General features: G+C 32.3%; 19 protein-coding genes and 1 riboswitch. Of the genes, 3 read left to right on the forward strand and 16 right to left on the reverse strand.

The annotated features are described in order from the left end of the window. Positions 1-4: 4 nt before the first annotated feature. The gene (locus BUA21_RS07770; RefSeq protein ID WP_072744245.1) at positions 5-880 is read left to right on the forward strand and encodes a pyridoxamine kinase; all 876 of its coding nucleotides are present in this window, start codon (positions 5-7) and stop codon (positions 878-880) included. A gap of 59 nt (positions 881-939) precedes the next feature. On the opposite strand, the gene BUA21_RS07775 is transcribed toward BUA21_RS07770, so the two are convergent. Then, the gene (locus BUA21_RS07775; protein ID WP_199228922.1) at positions 940-1,095 is read right to left on the reverse strand and encodes a Spo0E family sporulation regulatory protein-aspartic acid phosphatase; all 156 of its coding nucleotides are present in this window, start codon (positions 1,093-1,095) and stop codon (positions 940-942) included. A gap of 142 nt (positions 1,096-1,237) precedes the next feature. Between BUA21_RS07775 and BUA21_RS07780 the strand changes: the two genes are divergently transcribed. Next, positions 1,238-1,615 carry a helix-turn-helix domain-containing protein gene (locus tag BUA21_RS07780; RefSeq protein ID WP_072744246.1) on the forward strand — a complete coding sequence of 126 codons (378 nt, stop codon included), beginning with the start codon at positions 1,238-1,240 and terminating at the stop codon, positions 1,613-1,615. A gap of 74 nt (positions 1,616-1,689) precedes the next feature. Here the strand turns inward: BUA21_RS07780 and BUA21_RS07785 are convergent, their stop codons facing one another. The 10 genes from BUA21_RS07785 to BUA21_RS07830 form a co-directional block, all read right to left on the reverse strand. Then, the gene (locus BUA21_RS07785) at positions 1,690-2,163 is read right to left on the reverse strand and encodes an HAD family hydrolase (protein WP_072744247.1); all 474 of its coding nucleotides are present in this window, start codon (positions 2,161-2,163) and stop codon (positions 1,690-1,692) included. A 93-nt stretch (positions 2,164-2,256) separates the two neighbouring features. Then, positions 2,257-4,083, reverse strand: coding sequence for a glutamine--fructose-6-phosphate transaminase (isomerizing) (gene glmS, locus BUA21_RS07790; RefSeq protein ID WP_072744248.1), 1,827 nt, complete (start codon positions 4,081-4,083; stop codon positions 2,257-2,259). Between the two features lie 193 nt (positions 4,084-4,276). Continuing rightward, on the reverse strand, positions 4,277-5,638 hold the full coding sequence (glmM, locus tag BUA21_RS07795; protein ID WP_072744249.1) for a phosphoglucosamine mutase: 1,362 nt from the start codon (positions 5,636-5,638) through the stop codon (positions 4,277-4,279). A gap of 73 nt (positions 5,639-5,711) precedes the next feature. Beyond that, positions 5,712-7,061, reverse strand: a complete 1,350-nt coding sequence (locus tag BUA21_RS07800) for a CCA tRNA nucleotidyltransferase (RefSeq protein ID WP_072744250.1) — start codon at positions 7,059-7,061, stop codon at positions 5,712-5,714. Positions 7,062-7,170: 109 nt separating this feature from the next. Beyond that, entirely contained in the window at positions 7,171-8,409 is a 1,239-nt protein-coding gene (gene fabF / locus BUA21_RS07805; protein ID WP_072744251.1) for a beta-ketoacyl-ACP synthase II, read from the reverse strand. A gap of 21 nt (positions 8,410-8,430) precedes the next feature. After that, positions 8,431-8,667 (reverse strand): acyl carrier protein, encoded by a 237-nt coding sequence (acpP, locus tag BUA21_RS07810; protein ID WP_084604201.1) that lies wholly within the window; start codon positions 8,665-8,667, stop codon positions 8,431-8,433. Between the two features lie 25 nt (positions 8,668-8,692). Continuing rightward, a complete protein-coding gene (gene fabG / locus BUA21_RS07815) occupies positions 8,693-9,436 on the reverse strand; it encodes a 3-oxoacyl-[acyl-carrier-protein] reductase (protein ID WP_234973693.1) in 744 nt (247 codons plus the stop codon). A gap of 2 nt (positions 9,437-9,438) precedes the next feature. Then, positions 9,439-10,392 carry an ACP S-malonyltransferase gene (gene fabD / locus BUA21_RS07820; RefSeq protein WP_072744253.1) on the reverse strand — a complete coding sequence of 318 codons (954 nt, stop codon included), beginning with the start codon at positions 10,390-10,392 and terminating at the stop codon, positions 9,439-9,441. Position 10,393: 1 nt separating this feature from the next. Then, positions 10,394-11,344 carry an enoyl-[acyl-carrier-protein] reductase FabK gene (gene fabK, locus BUA21_RS07825; RefSeq protein ID WP_072744254.1) on the reverse strand — a complete coding sequence of 317 codons (951 nt, stop codon included), beginning with the start codon at positions 11,342-11,344 and terminating at the stop codon, positions 10,394-10,396. Between the two features lie 13 nt (positions 11,345-11,357). After that, positions 11,358-12,353 (reverse strand): beta-ketoacyl-ACP synthase III, encoded by a 996-nt coding sequence (locus BUA21_RS07830; RefSeq protein WP_234973694.1) that lies wholly within the window; start codon positions 12,351-12,353, stop codon positions 11,358-11,360. Positions 12,354-12,601: 248 nt separating this feature from the next. Here BUA21_RS07830 and fabZ point away from each other — a divergent pair, with 248 nt between their 5' ends. Next, positions 12,602-13,033, forward strand: coding sequence for a 3-hydroxyacyl-ACP dehydratase FabZ (fabZ, locus tag BUA21_RS07835; RefSeq protein ID WP_072744256.1), 432 nt, complete (start codon positions 12,602-12,604; stop codon positions 13,031-13,033). Between the two features lie 39 nt (positions 13,034-13,072). Here the strand turns inward: fabZ and BUA21_RS07840 are convergent, their stop codons facing one another. The 5 genes from BUA21_RS07840 to BUA21_RS07860 all read right to left on the reverse strand — a co-directional run bounded on the left by BUA21_RS07840 (position 13,073) and on the right by BUA21_RS07860 (position 19,901). Beyond that, positions 13,073-13,765 (reverse strand): copper homeostasis protein CutC, encoded by a 693-nt coding sequence (locus BUA21_RS07840; protein ID WP_072744257.1) that lies wholly within the window; start codon positions 13,763-13,765, stop codon positions 13,073-13,075. Between the two features lie 148 nt (positions 13,766-13,913). Beyond that, positions 13,914-15,572 (reverse strand): cobalamin B12-binding domain-containing protein, encoded by a 1,659-nt coding sequence (locus BUA21_RS07845; protein ID WP_072744258.1) that lies wholly within the window; start codon positions 15,570-15,572, stop codon positions 13,914-13,916. Continuing rightward, complete coding sequence (locus BUA21_RS07850) at positions 15,572-16,675, reverse strand: NAD/NADP-dependent octopine/nopaline dehydrogenase family protein (RefSeq protein WP_072744259.1); 1,104 nt, start codon at positions 16,673-16,675, stop codon at positions 15,572-15,574. Before BUA21_RS07850 ends, BUA21_RS07845 begins: the two co-directional genes overlap by 1 nt. A gap of 82 nt (positions 16,676-16,757) precedes the next feature. Then, positions 16,758-16,904: riboswitch (cyclic di-AMP (ydaO/yuaA leader) on the reverse strand. A 401-nt stretch (positions 16,905-17,305) separates the two neighbouring features. Beyond that, positions 17,306-18,919, reverse strand: a complete 1,614-nt coding sequence (locus tag BUA21_RS07855; RefSeq protein WP_072744260.1) for an ABC transporter ATP-binding protein — start codon at positions 18,917-18,919, stop codon at positions 17,306-17,308. 40 nt (positions 18,920-18,959) lie between these two features. After that, positions 18,960-19,901 (reverse strand): N(4)-(beta-N-acetylglucosaminyl)-L-asparaginase, encoded by a 942-nt coding sequence (locus BUA21_RS07860; RefSeq protein ID WP_072744261.1) that lies wholly within the window; start codon positions 19,899-19,901, stop codon positions 18,960-18,962. Between the last annotated feature and the right edge of the window lie 55 nt (positions 19,902-19,956).

A 19,956-nucleotide genomic window follows, 5' to 3' on the forward strand; every position in this document is an offset into this window, starting at 1 on the left:
CCATATGAAAAATCCTATAAAAAAAGTAGCAGCTATTCATGATTTATCTGGATATGGAAGAGCTTCACTTACAGCAATAATACCAATACTTTCATCCATGAACATACAAGTATGTCCTTTCCCTACAGCAATTCTATCAAATAATACTGGAGGATTTGAAAGCTTCTCATTTGTAGATTTGACAGATTCAATGGAAGATTATATGAATCATTGGACAAAGGAAAACATTAAATTTGACTGTATTTATAGTGGTTTTTTAGGGTCTTCAAAACAAGTTGATATAATTTTAAACTTTATTGAAACTTTTAACAATAATTCTTCCATGATTGTTGTAGATCCTGTTATGGGGGACAATGGAAAACTATATCCTACTATAAATGAAGATATAATTGAAAAAATGAAAATATTAGTAAAAAAATCAGATATTATAACTCCAAATCTTACAGAAGCTACATATCTATTGGAAAAATCATATACTAAAGACATTAACGAAAATAAAATTAAAAAAATGCTACTAGATTTATCAAATATGGGACCTAAAATAGTTATTATTACAAGTGTTCCTGATACCATTATACCCGACAATATAAATGTTTTAGCATATGATAAGGAAAGTAGCAAATTTTGGAAAGTAGGATGTAAATATATTCCCGTAGAATTTCCTGGCACTGGAGATGCATTCACCAGTGTACTAATAGGAAGCCTACTTAATGGTGATAGTTTACCTATAGCATTAGAACGAAGCATGCAATTTATCTCTACTAGTATTAAAGAAAGTTATGGATATAATTATCCAAGGAGAGAAGGAATTTTATTGGAAAAAACTCTTGATATTTTAAAAATGCCAATTATGAATAGCAACTATGAATTATTAGAATGATAGATATAAAAAATTCTAGCCTCATAATATAAAATTATAGAGGCTAGAATTTTTTATGTTTACTTTTTTTCCCTTTCATCATTTTCTTCATAATACTCATATATGCATTGGTCCAATTTTTGACTTATTTTTAATATGATTTCCTTATTTAGATTCATATTCATCGCATTATTTAAAATGCTTCTTGTCATTTCGACTTTATCTTTTTTGTTCACTATCTCCACTCCCTTATAAATAATTCCCTATATGATTTTATATTAAATATTTACTAATTGCAAATATTTAATATATGCAATTAGCAAATTAAAATATTGACTAAAATCCGTTAAAGTATATTATGAATAGGGAGTGGAAAAAATGGACGACAACATACAAATAAATAATGTGGCTATTGGTCAAAGAATGAGAGAAGAAAGATGCAAATTAGGTCTCTCACAAGAAGAACTTGCAGAAATAATAGGTCTTTCAAATTATTATATTGGACAATTAGAACGAGGAGAAAGACAGATGAGTCTCCCAACATTGGTTAAAATATCCAAATGTTTGCATGTATCTTTGGATTATTTAGTATTAGGAAATAATTTATGTGCTGTTGGTTCTGTAAAAGAATCCTCTGATATTTATATTTCATCTAGCAATAAAGATACAGAATTGGAAAATTTATTAAAGAAATGTTCTCCAGAAGAACTAGAACTTTTCAAAAAACTCATGAAAACTGTTCTTCCTTATATATAATAAAAAAGGCTTCCAATGAAAATATTAAAAATCAAGGAAGCCTTTTTTGAATTTTTAATTTATTACAAAAACCATTAATTTCTCATTGTTGCTTTTAGCCTGTGAGGTTTTAATATCAATTGAATTGCATCTATTATATTATTCACCACGATATCAGCAGAAATTAGTGCTTTGGAAAAACAGCCTTCGCTTCCTATAACTGCTATAGAAAGTCTACTCATTTGAAACATTTCTATATCATTTCTTCCATTGCCTATAGAAACTGTTTTATATTTTCCTATTTTCTCAACAAATTTTCTCTTATGTATAGTTGCCTCTTCTCCATCAAAAACTTCAATTTCTGCTGGAAGATGCTCGCACTGATTTCTCACAGTTCCATTGGTATCTGCAGTTAATACATAAACTTTTATACCCTTACTTACTAATTCTAAAATTAGTTCTCCTACCCCTTCAATCAAGATTCCATCTTCAGCTATTGTGCCATTGTAATCAAATACCACATTTTCTATTTCTATATTTTTATATCCTGGTATATCAACTTTCATCATCTTTCACTTCCTCAACTATTTTTATTTTAACTACAAAAGAAAAAGGTGGCAAAGCAAATATCCTTGTGCCACCTTTATTTCCCGGGAAATTATTTATTCTACTGTAACTGATTTTGCTAAATTTCTTGGTTTATCTACATCACAACCTCTTTCTGTTGCTACATAATATGCAAGAAGTTGCAATGGTATGACAGCCAATGGAGCTGTAAGTTCATCTATTGCTGATGGTATATATATGATAAAATCAGCCACACCTTTAATTTCAGTATTTCCCTCTTTAGCTAGAGCTATAGTATAAGCTCCTCTAGCTTTTACTTCCTTTATATTGCTAATCATTTTATCATATAGAAAATCTTGAGTAGCTAAAGCTAAAACAGGAGTATTTTCTTCTATTAAAGCTAATGTACCATGTTTCAATTCCCCAGCTGCCATTGCTTCTGAATGAATATATGACACTTCTTTCAGCTTCAAGCTTCCTTCCATAGCTAAATAATAGTCAAACCCTCTACCTATATAGAATATGTCACTACTTTTTGATATATAAGAAGCGGCACTCTTGATATTAGATTGGCTTTCAAGAATTTTTTCTATCTTTTCAGGAAGAACTTTTACTTCTTCCAATACCTTTTTATACTCAAACTCATCTATGGTTCCTTTCATATCTGCCATATAGAGAGCAATCAAAGCTAATGATACAACTTGAGTTGTATAGGCCTTGGTTGAGGCTACTGCTATTTCTGGCCCTGCCCAAGTATAAAATACATAGTCAGCTTCTCTTGATATAGAACTTCCAACTACATTGCACACTGCAAGTACCTTTGCTTTCTTTTCTTTTGCCAATCTCAATGCAGCCAAAGTATCTGCTGTTTCTCCAGATTGGCTTACAACTATCATAAGTGTTTTTTCATCTATAAATGGATTGTTGTATCTAAATTCTGATGCTATATCCGTCAACACAGGTATTCTTGCATACTTTTCTATAAGTGCTTTCCCTACAAGTCCTGCATGATATGCAGTCCCACAGGCAACTATATATATTTTTTCAATATTTTTTATATCTTCACTTTTTATGTCTATATTATCCAAATTGATTTTTCCACTATCGTCTATCCTAGACATTAATGTATCTTTAATTGCCTTTGGTTGTTCAAATATTTCTTTTATCATAAAGTGGTCATAGCCACCTTTTTTAGCTTCATCTATATCCCATGTAACTTTATAAACTTTCTTTTGGATAGGATTTCCTTCAAAATCCATAATAGATACATGGTCTTTAGTGATTTCAGCCATTTCACCATTTTCTAAAATATATATATCCTTTGTCCAATCTATAACTGCAGGTATATCTGAAGCAATAAAGTTTTCTCCTTCTCCAAGACCTATAATGAGTGGACTATCTTTTCTTACAGCTATGAGCTTGTCTTTTTCATCTAAGGACAAAACTCCAAGTGCAAAAGCTCCTTTAAGTTTTTTTATTGCCTTCATAACTGCTTTCTTCAAGTCTCCATCATAGTACATATCTATTAGATAAGGAATGACTTCTGTATCTGTTTCTGATACAAAGCTATATCCACTTTTTTTAAGTTCCTCTTTTATTTCCAGATAGTTTTCAATGATTCCATTGTGAACTACTGCAATATTTCCTTTATGATTTACATGAGGATGTGAATTTACATCTGAAGGTTCCCCATGAGTAGCCCACCTAGTATGGCCTATTCCTACATGACTATCTATTGAAATTTCTTCTAAGTTTTCTTCTAAGTTTTTTAGTCTTCCTTTACATTTGACTATTTTCATTTCATCTTTATTTACAACAGCTATTCCTGCCGAATCATATCCTCTATATTCTAATTTTTCTAATCCACGGGTTAATACATCTATAGATTTTTTATCACCTATATATCCCACTATTCCACACATTTTGATTACCTCCAAAATCAAAGTAAGATTACCACTTGGTCTTTTTTGTCCCTACAATCACTCATAGGTTTTGTAAAACCATATGGATAGTGGCATACCCCAGGGCATCCGCCGAAGACTTCGATAGACCCTGTCCTCGTCAACTTAAGTTTTTCTTAAGTTCGGGCGCTTTAGATTATATTTTTTCACTTCATTATAAGGCTAATGAACTATCTCCTAGCCTTTCTTCTATTAAATTTGCAAGATCAGTTGCCACATTTAGTATTTCCTTCTCATCTTTTGCTTCTATCATGACACGTACCAATGGTTCAGTTCCTGATGGTCTTATGACAACTCTTCCTTCTCCATGAAATCTTTCTTCTATCTTTTCTATTTCATTTTTTATTGTTTCATCTTCTAAATAAGAATACTTTAATTCACTCTTAACTTTTGCATTTACAAGAACTTGTGGAAAACTAGTCATCATACTACTCAATTGTGACAATTTCTTTCTAGTGTCTTTCACTACGGAAATTAGTTGCAATGCTGTTAAAAGACCATCTCCAGTAGTATTGTGTTCTAAAAATATTATATGGCCTGATTGTTCTCCCCCTAAAACGTATCCATTCTTTAGCATTTCTTCAATTACATATCTATCTCCAACTTTTGTCTTAACTACATTCATATTGTTTTCTTTTAGGTATACATCAAGACCCATATTGGTCATAACTGTCCCAACTACTGTATCTTTTGATAATTTTCCTTTTCTCTTGAGCTGTGATCCACAAATAGCTAATACATGATCTCCATCTACAATATTGCCACATTCATCAACAGCTATAAGTCTATCTGCATCTCCATCAAAAGATAGTCCTATATCTGCATTTGTTTTCAACACTAAATCCTTGACCATATCTGGATTTGTAGAACCACAGTTTACATTTATATTCACTCCATTTGGCTCATAATTTATAACTACTATTTCAGCATTTAATTCTTTAAGTAATTTTGGAGCTATTTCATATACTGCACCATTTCCACAATCTACAGCAATTTTCAGTCCACTAAAATCTGTATTTATGCTTTTCTTTAAATGGTCCATATAATCTCTTGCTCCATCATCTACTACAATCCTTTTTCCTATATCTCCAGCTATTGGTCTATACTCTACAGTTTCTGGAGCAAAAATAAATTCTTCTATTTTTTCCTCAACATCATCATTTAACTTGTAACCACTTTCATTAAAAAATTTGATTCCATTGTATTCTACTGGATTGTGAGAAGCAGATATAACTATTCCACTTATTGCATTGTACTTTCTTGTTAAATAAGCTACTGCAGGAGTAGGTACTATTCCTACACTTATAACATCTAATCCTACAGAACAAATTCCAGCAATCAATGCAGCTTCAAGCATATCTCCTGATTTTCTTGTATCTCTTCCCACTACTATTTGACCGCTTTCACCATTGGAAAGAACAAAAGCTCCTGCTCTTCCTATTTTAAAAGCTAGTTCTGGAGTCAGCTCATCATTTGCTATACCCCTTACTCCATCTGTTCCAAATAATTTTCCCATCTAAATTCCTCCTTGTAAAAAATGTAACACTAATATAATATCATATACCTTTTTTATACACAATTTTTTATTTTTATATTTTTTTATCAATAGGATATTTTTTTAAAGCTAATTCTTTCAATTTATCTATCTCATTGAATTCAGGATTTTCCATCACTTTTCCTAATAGATATTCAAATATCTCACCAATTTCTGGTCCTTCTATATATCCCATTTCTATCAAATCTTCACCATTTATATGAAGATGTTTTATTTCATAAGCTTCATTTTTAGACAAAATTTTTTTTATTCTCTTTTCCATATCTACAATACTTTCAATTGATGCATCTTTGTTGGAACATTCTCTATCTGCTTTTTGCAATAAAAAAAGGTCCCCAATATTTTCTTCCCCTACTCTTCTTATGAGTCTTTTTAATCCCTTATCTTTGAATGTGCCATGATGGGTCATATGGTTTTCAATAAGTATAGATACATCCTCTATCATTTTCTTTGAAAATTTAAGTCTTTCTAATGCAGTTTTTGCAATTTTTGCTCCTACCTTGTCATGACCATAAAAATGTCCTACTCCTTCTTTATCTACTGACAAAGTATGAGGTTTGCCAACATCGTGAAAAAGAGCTGCCAGTCTTAGCTTAAGTATTGGTGGAGTATTGTCTACTACACATAATATATGATTATAAACATCTCTTTCATGATGGGGGTTTTTCTGATCAAATCCAATTGTTGGAACTAGTTCAGGAAGTACAATTTGAAATATTCCAATGCTTCTCATAACTTCCAAACCAATTGAAGGTTTACCACTCATAAGTATTTTAACAAATTCTTGATTTATTCTCTCCATACTTACTTGTGAAATTTTTTCTCCATACTTTTTACAGGCAAGAAAAGTTTCTTCTTCTATCTCAAAATCTAATACCGTAGAAAATCTCACAACCCTAAGAATTCTTAAATAATCTTCCATAAATCTTTTTTCAGGATTGCCCACACATTTTACTACTTTTTTACCTATAGCTTCAACTCCTCCAAAAGGATCTATTAGACCTTTATCTTTATTATATGCCATAGCATTTATAGTGAAATCTCTTCTAGATAAATCTTCTTCAATTGTAGAAACAAACTTTACCCATTCAGGTCTTCTACCATCTACATATTCACCTTCAGTCCTAAAAGTCGTAATCTCAACACTAGCTTCATCAAGATGGATAATTATAGTTCCAAATTGTTTTCCTACATCTATAGTTTTTTTATCTTTAAATACTTCTTCTATTTCTTCAGGAAGAGCATTGGTCCCTACATCAAAATCATTTGGTATATTCCCAAGAAGTATATCTCTTATACATCCTCCTACAATATAGGATTCATATCCTTTTTCTTCTAGTCTATCCATTATAAATTTCACATATAGAGGTGTCTCAATTTTCATCTTATCACTCCAAACATTATGATATTTTAAGTATATCATAGTATTAGGAAGAGACAAATATTATATGCAAAAAGGCTTTGAGTCAATTCAAAGCCTTTCATAAAATTATTTATCTTTCATATTTCTTTAAAAGTATAGCAGCATTGTGTCCCCCAAATCCTAATGAATTTGACAATGCATAATTTATCTCCCTTTTTACAGCCTTGTTTGGAGTATAATCAAGATCACATTCTGGGTCAGGTGTCTCGTAATTTATAGTTGGAGGTATAATTCCCTCTTCCATAGCAAGAACTGTAGCTATTGCTTCTATCCCACCTGCTGCTCCTAAAAGATGTCCTGTCATAGATTTTGTTGAACTGATAGCAAGTTTATATGCATGATCTTTAAACACTTTTTTGATTGCAAGTGTTTCCAATTTATCATTGTAATAAGTACTGGTTCCATGAGCATTTATATAATCAACTTGATTAAAATCAACACTTGCTTCTTCTAGTGCAAGTCTCATTGCCTCTGCTGCTCCTTTTGCTTCAGGATCTGGTGCAGTAATATGATATGCATCAGAAGTTGCTCCATAGCCAATCACTTCTCCATATATGTGAGCATTTCTCTTTAATGCATGTTCTAGCTCTTCAAGTACTATTATTCCTGCTCCTTCTCCTATGACAAATCCATCTCTATCTTTGTCAAAAGGTCTACTTGCTTTTTCTGGTTCCTCATTTCTTGTAGAAAGTGCCTTCATTGAACAAAATCCTGCCACAGCTATAGGACTTGCTGCTGCTTCACTACCTCCTGTGATTATCACATCAGAAACACCTTTTTGTATCATTCTGAAAGATTCTCCTATTGCATGATTTCCTGATGCACAAGCTGTAGTAATGGTAAAACTTGGCCCTTTAAAACCATACATCATAGTTACTTGACCTGGTCCCATATTGGATATCATCATAGGAATAAAAAATGGGCTTACTCTTCTAGGTCCTTTTTCCATAAGCTTTGTATGTTCTGCTTCCAGTGTTTCTATGCCACCTACTCCAGAACCTAAAATGACTCCAACTCTTTCTTTATCAATACTTTCCAAATCCAATTTGCTATCTTCCAATGCCAATTTAGTAGCTGCAACCGCAAATTGAGCAAATTTATCCATACGCTTTGCTTCTTTTTTGTCCATATATTCTTCTGGATGAAATTCTTTTACTTCAGCTCCAATTTTACTTGTATAGCCTTCTGTGTCAAAGTTTGTTATATAGGATATCCCAGATTTACCTTCTATAAGGGAATTCCAATACTCTTCTTTTCCAATTCCTATTGACGTTATAGGGCCTAATCCCGTTATAACTACTCTTCTCAATTGTATTACCTCCAAATATTTTTAGGCTATTTTTGACTCAACATATTCTACTATATCTTTTATATTTTTGAATTTTTCTGCATCCTCTTCAGGAATTTCTATATCAAATTCATCCTCTATACCCATCATTACTTCTACTGCATCTAGTGAATCTGCTTCTAAATCATTCATGATTGATGCTTCAGGTTTTATACTTTCTACTTCTTCTATTTCTAATTGTTCAGCTATAATCCCTCTGACTTTTTCAAATATATCCATTTTAAACTCCTCCCTCAATTTTAATTTACATTAGCATTCCGCCATCAACATTTATTACTTGACCAGTAATATAATCTGACTTTTCACTACATAAAAATGCCACTACATTTGCAATATCCTCAGGCTTCCCAGCCCTTTTTAGTGGTATACCATTTATCATTTCATCCTTTATCTTATCATTTAAAATATTTGTCATGTCAGTTTCCACAAATCCTGGAGCTACTGCATTTACGTTTATACCACGACTACCTAATTCCTTTGCTATAGATTTGGTAAAACCAATAATTCCAGCTTTAGAAGCACTGTAGTTTCCTTGACCCGCATTTCCAGATATGCCCACTACTGAAGCTATATTTACAATTTTTCCAGACTTCTTCTTGAGCATACCTCTTGCAACAGCCTTAGTACACAGATATGCTCCTCTTAAATTGGTACTTATGACATCATCCCATTCTTCTAATTTCATCCTCAAGAGGAGATTATCTTTTGTAATTCCTGCATTGTTGACAAGTATATCAACAGATCCAAATTCATTGTTTACTATCTCAATCATATCATTTATGTCTTTTTCATTTGACACATCAGCCTTAATTGCCAAGCCTCTCACATTGCTTTTCTCTACTTCAGCTATCACCTCCTTTGCATTAACTTCATTATTTATATATGTTATAACTACGTTGGCACCTTGTTTTGAAAGTTCTATTGCAATGGCTCTACCTATACCTCTAGAACCTCCAGTTATCAATGCTGTTTTGCCTTTTAAATTCAATTTCATGCCTCCTTGTCAAAAAAATCACATATTTTTTCAAAACCCTCTATATTACTGACACTAAAAGTATTTACCTCTTTGTTGGCAGTTTTTGCTATTCTTTTGACAAATCCAGTAAGACTCTTTCCAGGTCCAATTTCAATAAAAGTATCTACCCCACTATCTAGCATAGTATTTACTGAATCACACCATAGTACTGAATTACTAACTTGACGTACGAGGCTTGGAACAACTTCACTTTTATCAACAAGTGGTTTTGCATCTACATTTGTCACAACTACTTCTTTTAAATCATTTATTTTAACTTTGCCTAATTCTTCTTTCAATTTTTCACCAGCAGGTTTAAGCAAACTAGAATGAAAAGGAGCACTCACCGGCAACAATACTACTTTCTTTGCACCTAGTTTTTTTGCTTCTTCTGCCGCCAAATTCACTGCTTCAATTTCTCCAGAAATAACTATCTGTCCCGGACTATTATAATTAGCTATTTCTACTATACCATATTTGCTTACACTATGGATAGCCTCTAACACCTTTTCCTTTTCTAATCCCAATATAGCTGCCATTCCACCTTTCCCTAATGGAACAGCTTCTTGCATATATTTCCCTCTTTTCTTTACTAGAGGAACTGCTTCACTAAAACTCATTGCTTCAGCACTTACCAATGCAGTATATTCGCCTAAACTAAGTCCTGCTGCATAGTCACAATGTATTCCTCTTTCTTCAAGAGCTTTAAGCATGGCAACACTTGTTGTAAGTATTGCAGGTTGAGTATTTTCTGTTTTAATCAATTCTTCATCTGGTCCTTCAAAACAAATCTTTTTCATATCCATTCCCAAGCTATCATTTGCTTCTTCATATACCTCTTTTGAAGTAGAAAAATTCTCGTAGAAGTCTTTGCCCATGCCTACAAATTGAGCTCCTTGACCTGGAAAAATAAAAGCTATTTTCCCCATATTATTCACTCCTTTTAAATTTATCTAATATATTAAATTCTATTTCTGCTTCCCTCATAATATCTTCTATGATTTTACTACATGGTTTTATGTCTTTTATAAGACCTGCAATTTGTCCCGCCATTAGAGAACCATTATCTACATCTCCATCTATAACAGCAAGTCTCAATCTACCTGAACCCAATTTTTCTAACTCTTCAAATGAAGTGCCTTTTTCTTCAAGTTCTAAGTATTCTTTTGTAAATTTATTTTTTATAACTCTCACAGGATAACCCGTACTTCTTCCTGTAACTATTGCATCTCTATCTTTAGCTTTCACAATAATTTTTTTATAATTCTCATGAGCTATACACTCAGTTGAACATACAAATCTAGTACCAATTTGCACGCCTTCTGCTCCTAAAGACAATGCTGCTAAAAACCCTCTGCCATCTGCAATCCCACCAGCTGCAACTACTGGAATATCTACTGAATCAACAATTTGTGGTACTAAAGACATAGTAGTCAATTCTCCAATATGTCCACCAGCTTCTGTTCCTTCAACTATTAAAGCATCAACACCTTCTCTTTCAAGTCTTCTAGCTAATGCTACAGTAGGAACTACTGGCAAAACTTTTACTTCAGCATTTTTAAGTTTTTCTATATATTTACCTGGATTTCCAGCCCCTGTAGTCACTACCGGAACTCTTTCTTCACATACTAAATCTATAATATCTTCAGCAAAAGGTGACATAAGCATTATATTTACCCCAAAGGGTTTATCGGTATTTAATCTTAATTTTCTTATTTCCTCTTTAATCACTTCTTTTGGTGCATTTCCAGCTGCTATAATTCCTAATCCCCCTGCTTCTGACACAGCTTGAGCTAATTCATGAGTTGCTACCCAAGCCATTCCTCCCTGAATAATTGGATACTTTGTATTTAATGTTTCACACAATCTTGTATTAAACATATTTCACCATCCTTTATTTAATCCATTTCAAAAGTACTGAAGCCCATGTGAGCCCTGCACCAAAGGCCACCAATAAAACTACATCATCTTTTTTTATAAGATCTTTGTGATAAGCTTCATCTAAAGCCATAGGAATTGATGCTGAAGATACATTGCCATACTTATCCAAATTCACATATACTCTTTCTTTAGGTACTTTGAGCCTTTTAGCTGCAGAATTTATAATTCTTATATTGGCCTGATGTGGAACAAGAAAATCTATATCTTCTAAATTCATATTTGCTTTTTTTAAAGCTTCTAAAGAAGCCCTTTCCATTGCTCTTACAGCAAATTTAAATACTTCCCCTCCGTCCATATGTACGTAGTGAAGTCTTTCGTCTATTGTTTCATGGGATGCAGGCATCCTAGAACCTCCCGCTGGTTGAGTAAGAAAATGTCCACTAGCTCCATCTGCACCCAAATCATACGAAAGAATACCACTTCCGTTTTCACATCTTTGCAAAATACAAGCTCCTGCCCCATCTCCAAATAGTACGCATGTACTTCTATCCTCCCAATCAAGTATTTTAGATAAGACTTCAGAGCCAATAACTAACACAGTCTTATAAGCTCCTGTAGCTATAAAATTTGATCCTATAGCTAGTCCATATAAAAATCCTGAGCAACCTACAGAGATGTCAAAAGCAGCAGCATTGTCTGCACCTATATTTTTTTGTACTATACAAGCTGTTGATGGAAAAGCCATATCAGGTGTAACTGTAGCTATAAGTATTAAATCTATATCCTTAGAGTCAATTTTTGCATCTTTTATAGCTCTTTTAGCAGCCTCTGTACATAAATCTGATGTAGCTGTATTTTTATCTGCAATTCTTCTTTGTCTAATACCAGTTCTTGTCTTTATCCATTCATCTGATGTATCTACTATTTTACTTAAATCATCATTAGTCACTACATTATCTGGTACACAACTACCTAATCCTGTAATGCCTACAGAATATAAATTATTCAAAAATATGCACCTCCTGTACATAAACCAAGAATAATATGGTATAATCTATTTATTGACATGTCATATTGTCATTCTTCATAGATGGTCTATACAATATGCTAAATTTTTATTATTGAAATTTTTTATCCCAATTTTATGGAAACTTTATGAAGTTTTTTATTGAACTTTAAAAAATAGTATATAATATTCTCCAAAATATTTCAACCTTTATCCATCTAATTCCAATAATATTTTTGTGAGGTGATCTTATGACAAATGTATTAAATATAAATGAAGTAAAAAAAATAATTCCTCATAGATATCCTTTTCTCATGGTAGATAGCGTAGAAATAGTTTCACCTGGAAAATTGGGAATAGGATATAAAAATGTAACTATCAACGAACCATTTTTCCAAGGCCATTTTCCTGATGAACCTATTATGCCTGGAGTTTTAATAGTAGAAGCTATAGCACAAGTAGGAGCCGTTGTCATATTAAGTGAAGAAAGATTCAAGGGAAAAACCCCATATTTTGCAGGATTAAATAAAATAAGATTTAAAAAGAAAGTTGTCCCTGGCGATGTCTTGAAAATGGAAATTGAAATAACTAAAATAAAAAGTTCTATAGGTATAGGAAAAGGTGCTGCATATGTAGATGATGAAATTGCTTGTGAAGGTGAATTTTTATTTGCAATAGGTTAAAGATGAGCAAACCATCTTTAACCTATTGCAAAAAATATTTCAATCAATACTAACTTTCTCAACTTTTTTGACTAACAATTTCAACTTTTCTTCATCAATATCCCCCATAGGACTACTGTTTTTTCTAACAGCAGTTCCAAAGTGGACTTCCTTTGCTTTTGTATATTCAATTATATGCTCTACATTGTTCAAAGTAAGTCCTCCACCTACGAGTATTATTGGATTATTTTCACTGTTCTCAATTGTCTTTTCTAATATATCTAAATTTTTTTGTATATTATCCTTTCCTCCTGAAGTTAAAATCCTTTTTACATCAGGATATTTTTTAAGGATTTTCACACTTTCTATCAAATTTTTGCTCTCATCTATAGCTCTATGAAAAGTAACCTCTAAACAATCTGAATACTTAAGAAGTGTCTTTAAATTTTCCTCATCAATATTTCCTTCACTATCTAGAATCCCTAAAACTACTCCATTGGCTCCCAATTTTTTTGCAATTTTTATATCTTCAATCATTATCTTTATATCTTCATCTGAATATATAAAGGATTTAGCATGAGGTCTTATCATTACATTTACAGGAATACTCACCCTTTTCATAACTTCATCTATAAGTCCATAACTTGGAGTAAGACCTCCCTCTGTTAAAGAAGATACAAGCTCTATTCTGTCTCCACCATTTTTCTCAATCTTTATAGCATCATCTATACAAGTAGCAATAATTTCTAGCATCTAAATTCTCCTTTACTTATATTTTATAAATCAACTTCAATTATAGCATAAAAAGGACTTTCTTAAATGTATTTTAACAATTGAGGAAAACTGGAACTTTCCTATCGGTAATAAAAAATGGCAAGGAAAATATTTTCCTCGCCATTTTTTATATTACTGCAGTTTTTTTATCATATATTCTATTATTATAAAGTATCCTTCCAATTCTTTCTTCTTCTGATAAAACTCTTCTTTCAATATTATCATAAGGATATAATGCACCATTAATTAATCGAGTAGACAATTCTCCTTTTGCTGCTGGATTTCCTCTGAAATGTGGAGTGTCTAATATACCTACTTCAACAGCTTTTGCCAATACTTTTGGATCTGATAGTGGATCTTTTGAATTATAATCTAGTGATTTTATTGCATCTAATATAATATAAGCATCTTCTATAAGTTCTTCTTTTCTCTTTTGCACTACTAAATCTTTTGTCATATCAACTGTACCTAGAAACTCATTTCTTACTACACCCCTTACTATTTTGCAAGATTCTATTATATCTTCTGCATTTGCAGCATGATGAGCTTCACAATATCCTACTACATGGTAGATATGTGGTTTTATAGCCATAGATAAATAAGCTGAGCTTGCAAGTTGACCTTTTGCTTGATTTAAATCTGCAGGAAAACTTGCGAGTCCTGCTCTTGCCTGTCTATAAACCTTAAAGTCTTTATCTTCTAAACTCTCTATCAATTCTATCTTTGCAAGCATTTTAGCCAAGTCCATTTGAGGTGCCATAAATGCAGGAACATTGAACATGAATTGAGCTATATAATTTTTAACTCCCATCTTTTTGGCATTGTAGGCAGCTAAATAAGCAGTAGCTACTCCTATGGCATCATGAGCATCTCTTAAACTCCAGTGATGAGATTCATTTACTTCTACTGGTATATTTCTATCTCCATGCCATTTCATGACTTGTTGATTCTCTATTATAGCATCCAATACATGCCTTGGCCCTCTTTTGTCTAAATCACTATACCAATATAGTGGAACTGCACACCAAGCATTATGAATAGTACTTTTAAGCACTTTTGCAAATGGTATTAAATTCTTTGTACCACTATAGCATCTAAGTAATGGATAATTTCCCCTTTGAGCAGCATTATAAAGTTTTCTAAAATCTTCTTCAGATCTAATAGGAACTCCTCCAGCTCCATCTAATCTATGATCCATTTTATCTATTTCAAAAAAATGTTCTTGTGCATTTTGATCAGGAGCTATTGATATAACATCTAATACCTTGGCTTCTGCAACTTTTTCAATAGCCTCCACTGTATCTTCTATAGTTGGAAGGCCTAAATGATGTCTCAATATAGGATAGGGATATTTAGAATCTATTCTTGAAATTAAATCTCTAGGATAATATTCTTCTTCTATATAATCTTTTCCCTTCAGATATCCTATAACTTCATCTATATCTTCTGTTCCATAAAATATTTTAGTAAATATTCCTGTTTTTTCAGCAACTTTTGCCGTAGGTTCTGTACCTCCAAATATCCAAGTAATATTTGATACATTTTCTTCTTCGATTTTTCCCTTTAGTTCATCAAGTATCTCTTCTAATGGTTCTGGAGTAAGTCTATAACTTAAGCCGACTACATCAGGTTTTAGGTCTTTTATCTTTTCTATAATAGTATCTATTGGCAATGCAATCCCAATGAAATCTGTCTCATATCCTTCCTTTTCCGCCAAATTGAGAAAGTTCATTGTACCTGCTACATGAACGCAATTTCCTATAGTCGCTGCAATTATTTTTTTCATTATGCCACCACCTCACTACTTTTAGAAATAGTACCTGTTTGAGCAAATGTATGAATTTCATCAATGCTTAGCCCATCTAATCCCAATCTTTCCACTGTCCTTCCATTATTCCAAAAATCTCGCCCTGTAATAAGCATTGCTAATCTTATGATGGAATCAATATATGGTGTTTCCAATTCGAACATTTTAGCAATTGAGGACATAGGAACCAAACTACATGGAACATCTTCATATATATATCTAATATTTAAGCCTTTAGGAGCTACTAGTCCCGTGTATCCCGGATTGTTTTGAACTGAATCATAAAGGCATTCTCCACTGGCACCATAAGACTCATATAGCCATTCCTTAGCTGATATAGTATTTGTATTTGTGATATTAGCTATTTTCATTCTTTCTTCATCCATCTTTTCTAAAAATTTACCTATAGATGGAGTAATCCCTTCTTTATAATATTCAAATGGTGCTCCTCTTTCTATATGCCCACTATTCAATAGTGTTGGAGCCGGATGAAATATAGCTCCATAATTGTTTAAGCTTGTTTCAATAACATCTCTTGCTGGTTTAAATTGTGGATAAGCACTATAAAGCGTACTTATCACTTCATTTGTTCTAATTGCCGGTATACAAGCTAGTGAAACTTCATTTTTTATCTTGAAAATATGAGCACTATTTGGACTTGTAGCACGACAAGCATATATAAAAGTTTGTGCTTCAGCCACTACAATATCTTTATCACAGCCACATCTTCTTATAGTGCTATATACCTCCAAAGCTCCCCCTGTTCTTCCAGGATTTAAAACAATTATCTGACCATCCTTCAAATGTGGAGCCATTTCTTTTGCAATATAATTGTGACCCATAGCAGGAATAGTCACCATTATAATATCAGAATCTTTTATCACTTCTCCCACATTGCTGCTAACTTTATTTAACACTCCAGTACCTTCTTCTTCTCCAGTAAGGACAATAGTCGGATTCTCAATTAGTGGCATTATTTTTTCTAGAGTTCTATTGTACAAATTCACTGTAAATCCACTCTTGGCCAGATAGCCAGCCATAGCAATTCCACCATTACCTGCACCTAATACTGAGTAAATCATAAAATTACCTCCTTTGAATATCTAAAATATTTACAGTAAAATTAAAGACTATGGGGAACCATAGTCATGTGACAATAGAATACCAATCCCCCTTCCACGCTTACGAGGTTAGCTGATGGGTTCGGGTTAAGGGCATACCCTACCTTATAGAACAAAAAGGATTCACCCCAAATACTGGGTCCCCCGCTCTTCTCACATTATTTGTGAAAAAATTAAGCGATATAAATATATGCTGAAATTTAACATATTTTGTCATCTGTTTTTTTGTATATATAAACAAGCTATTATATAGCTTTTTATCATCTTTATTAGTTTTTTAGTAGATTTCTTATATATATTTTTGAATTATTGAAAAGAAATATTAGATAAAATATGAACTGAAATACTAACTTAGAAAGAGTTTCACGAAATGAAAACTCATAAAAAACCGATAATTTATCCTTAAAATATATTATACCAAACATTTATGCTTAAATCAAGCTTTTATAGGATCCATTTCCTAAATTTTTCTCATTAAACAAAAAGTGCAGCAAAATATACTTTGCTACACTTAAGTGAAATATCTTATTTACTGGTGTTAGTATAATTATGAACATAGTATAAAACTAATGTGTGAAATTTTAAAAATACCTAGATTTTGGATTCTATTTTTATAATTTCATCAAAATTATCGAGAAAACTTTTGTTAGTAGTATGAGTTACTACAATTACAATTTTATCCGACAACTGTTTAATCAAATTGCCTATATTATTTTCGTTTTCTGCGTCTAGCCCTGAAGTCGGCTCATCAAAGAGAACCGCTTGGGAATTTTTAAGTATACTTCTTGAAACTTCTAATCGTTTTTCCTCTCCTCCAGAGAGAGTTATGCAGGAATTATTTCCTATTACTTTATTTATAGAATGGGTAGTAATAAGTTTTTTCAATCCACTCTTTATCAGTGAATTTTTTATTTCCTCGTCATTATAAGAGTGGAAAAGAGCTACATTTTCAGAAATAGTAGCCGTGAAAATATCCGGTTTTTGTTTGACAAGGGATATTTTATCGTAATAAGATGTAAAATCAATATCTTTTAAATTTATTTCATTTACATTGACTTTGCCTTCATCTACTTCGCAAAGTCCTAAAATAATATTGAGAAGTGTCGATTTACCACTACCACTTTCACCTACTATGGCATATTTCTTTCCCCTCTCAAAAACATGACTAAAATTACAAAATATAGGTTTGTCATTGTAAGAGAAGCTTATGTTGGATAGTCTGATAAACTTAATGGGGTCTTTTAATGCTATTTTATTGCAGTTAGTATCTATATTATGGGTTTCATTTATATAATCACAGAGCTCATCGGTAATTTTTTTGCTAGATACCAATTCAGTAAAGGTAGAACTCAAATACTGAAGGGGACCAGAGATGGTACTCATCAAAGTAGTCATTGCAATTAAATCGCCTACTGTAATTTTTTTTAGAGCCACAAAGAAACCACCTATTATCCAAGTGCCAGAATAAGCAATTCCTCCAAGGAAAAACGATACTGCATAAGTTAAACCTTGAAAAGACTCGAAATCTATTTTTTTCTTTTTTAAATCTTCGCTTTTTTCAGATAAATTTTTGGAATAATTTGGGATGCTGTTTCCAATTTTTAAAGTATTAATAAAACTTACAAATTCCTGAAATAGTGAAAAATAATTATCCTGTTCTTGAGATACTAAATTCCTCTTATCTTTTAAAATTTTTTTGGATATATAAGGAGATAACAGAGGAGCCGCCGATAAAATTATCATCAAAATCGCAAATTTTGCCTCCAGTTGAAAGGATAGAAAAATGGATAGAACAAATATAAATAAACTAAGTATAAGCCCTGCAAGAGGCTTTAAGTATTCATTTTCCACTATATTTGCATCATTCACCAACTTTGATATGATTTTACTTTTATCCGCATTCTCTATAGAAAAACTATCCATATCGCTTATTTTATCTACGAGTTTTGATCTTATATCGTGCATTACACAATGCACCAGTTTTGCCTTTGTAACTCTAGGAAAGTAGTCAAATAACATATCTAGTATAAGATATAAAATAGAAAATATGGACACCCAAACCAACTTTTTTAAATTGCCTGATAATGCAGTATCGATAATTACCTTGTATATGAGAGCAGTAGCCACCTGAATTGATGCCGCGATAAAACATATTATAATGTGAAGGAACAATTCCTTTTTGTTATTCATTAATAACGATTTCATATTGACACCTCCTAACCACATCGACACTATCCATTTTCAGTTACTTTATTTCCTTTTTCATATACTCTTCTATCCATTTATCTTTTGCTTCCATGTATTTTATTTTCCCATCTATTTTCTTAGTCAAAAATATAACTGGTTTCATATCTTCTTTAGCTACTACAAATGAAAATTCATCTATATTGGTACCTATTCCCCATTCTCCTTTATTATTCATACAAACTACAGAAATGTCTCTTGAAAGATTAGCTTTACGCTTTAGCTTTTCACTGAATTCTGCTACTGCTCGTTCAGCCGCTTCTTGTGGATTAAGCCCTTCACTCATAAGCCTAACAACTTCATAAGATAAGCAACCTTTCATTATATCTTCCCCAACTCCAGTAGCTGCTGCACCACCTACTTCGCTATCTACATAAAAACCTCCTCCACAAAGTGGCGAGTCACCAACACGACCTTTTCTTTTCATAAATAAACCACTAGTTGATGTTCCCGCACACATTTTTCCATATGTATCTAGTGTTATAACTCCAACTGTATCATGTCCATCATAGGCCCTGATGTTCTCTTCTGAAAAACGCTTTTTCTTTTCTCTCCAAATTTCTAAGGACCTTTCAGTACTCATATTCTTTACTTCAAATCCATTTAATCTTGCATATTCCTCTGCGCCACTTCCTACTAAAAAATTATTATATGATTCCTCACTTAATTTTATAGCAATAGATATTGGATTTTTAAATCCAGTAATTCCTCCAACCGCACCAACTGATAGTTTGTCTCCATCCATAAATCCAGAATCTAATTCTACAATTCCTTTTTCATTGGGAAGTCCACCATATCCAACAGATCTAAAGTTTGGTTCATCCTCTACTGATTTAATTGTTTCTTCTATAGCATCTACCGCAGAATGTTTATCTATAAGTAATTTACTTCCCTTTAAAACTCCATCATAGGCCATTGCCCAAGTAGCTATAATACCCCACATGATATCATCATGCCTCCTTTCTTTTATAAACAAAAGCCAGCATATGCTGACTTTT

It is taken from the genome of Sporanaerobacter acetigenes DSM 13106 (assembly GCF_900130025.1).
In the GTDB taxonomy this organism is placed as follows: domain Bacteria; phylum Bacillota; class Clostridia; order Tissierellales; family Sporanaerobacteraceae; genus Sporanaerobacter; species Sporanaerobacter acetigenes.

Bases quoted from the DNA above. Each gene is read 5' to 3' on its own strand.
- fabZ (WP_072744256.1), top strand. From the start codon at position 12,602: ATGACAAATGTATTAAATATAAATGAAGTAAAAAAAATAATTCCTCAT.
- BUA21_RS07860 (WP_072744261.1), bottom strand. From the start codon at position 19,901: ATGTGGGGTATTATAGCTACTTGGGCAATGGCCTATGATGGAGTTTTA.
- BUA21_RS07800 (WP_072744250.1), bottom strand. From the start codon at position 7,061: ATGAAAATTGAGACACCTCTATATGTGAAATTTATAATGGATAGACTA.
- acpP (WP_084604201.1), bottom strand. From the start codon at position 8,667: ATGGATATATTTGAAAAAGTCAGAGGGATTATAGCTGAACAATTAGAA.
- BUA21_RS07855 (WP_072744260.1), bottom strand. From the start codon at position 18,919: ATGAAATCGTTATTAATGAATAACAAAAAGGAATTGTTCCTTCACATT.
- BUA21_RS07780 (WP_072744246.1), top strand. From the start codon at position 1,238: ATGGACGACAACATACAAATAAATAATGTGGCTATTGGTCAAAGAATG.
- BUA21_RS07850 (WP_072744259.1), bottom strand. From the start codon at position 16,675: ATGATTTACTCAGTATTAGGTGCAGGTAATGGTGGAATTGCTATGGCT.
- fabD (WP_072744253.1), bottom strand. From the start codon at position 10,392: ATGGGGAAAATAGCTTTTATTTTTCCAGGTCAAGGAGCTCAATTTGTA.
- BUA21_RS07845 (WP_072744258.1), bottom strand. From the start codon at position 15,572: ATGAAAAAAATAATTGCAGCGACTATAGGAAATTGCGTTCATGTAGCA.
- fabK (WP_072744254.1), bottom strand. From the start codon at position 11,344: ATGTTTAATACAAGATTGTGTGAAACATTAAATACAAAGTATCCAATT.
- BUA21_RS07840 (WP_072744257.1), bottom strand. From the start codon at position 13,765: ATGCTAGAAATTATTGCTACTTGTATAGATGATGCTATAAAGATTGAG.
- glmS (WP_072744248.1), bottom strand. From the start codon at position 4,083: ATGTGTGGAATAGTGGGATATATAGGTGATAAAAAATCTATAGATGTA.
- BUA21_RS07785 (WP_072744247.1), bottom strand. From the start codon at position 2,163: ATGATGAAAGTTGATATACCAGGATATAAAAATATAGAAATAGAAAAT.
- BUA21_RS07770 (WP_072744245.1), top strand. From the start codon at position 5: ATGAAAAATCCTATAAAAAAAGTAGCAGCTATTCATGATTTATCTGGA.
- glmM (WP_072744249.1), bottom strand. From the start codon at position 5,638: ATGGGAAAATTATTTGGAACAGATGGAGTAAGGGGTATAGCAAATGAT.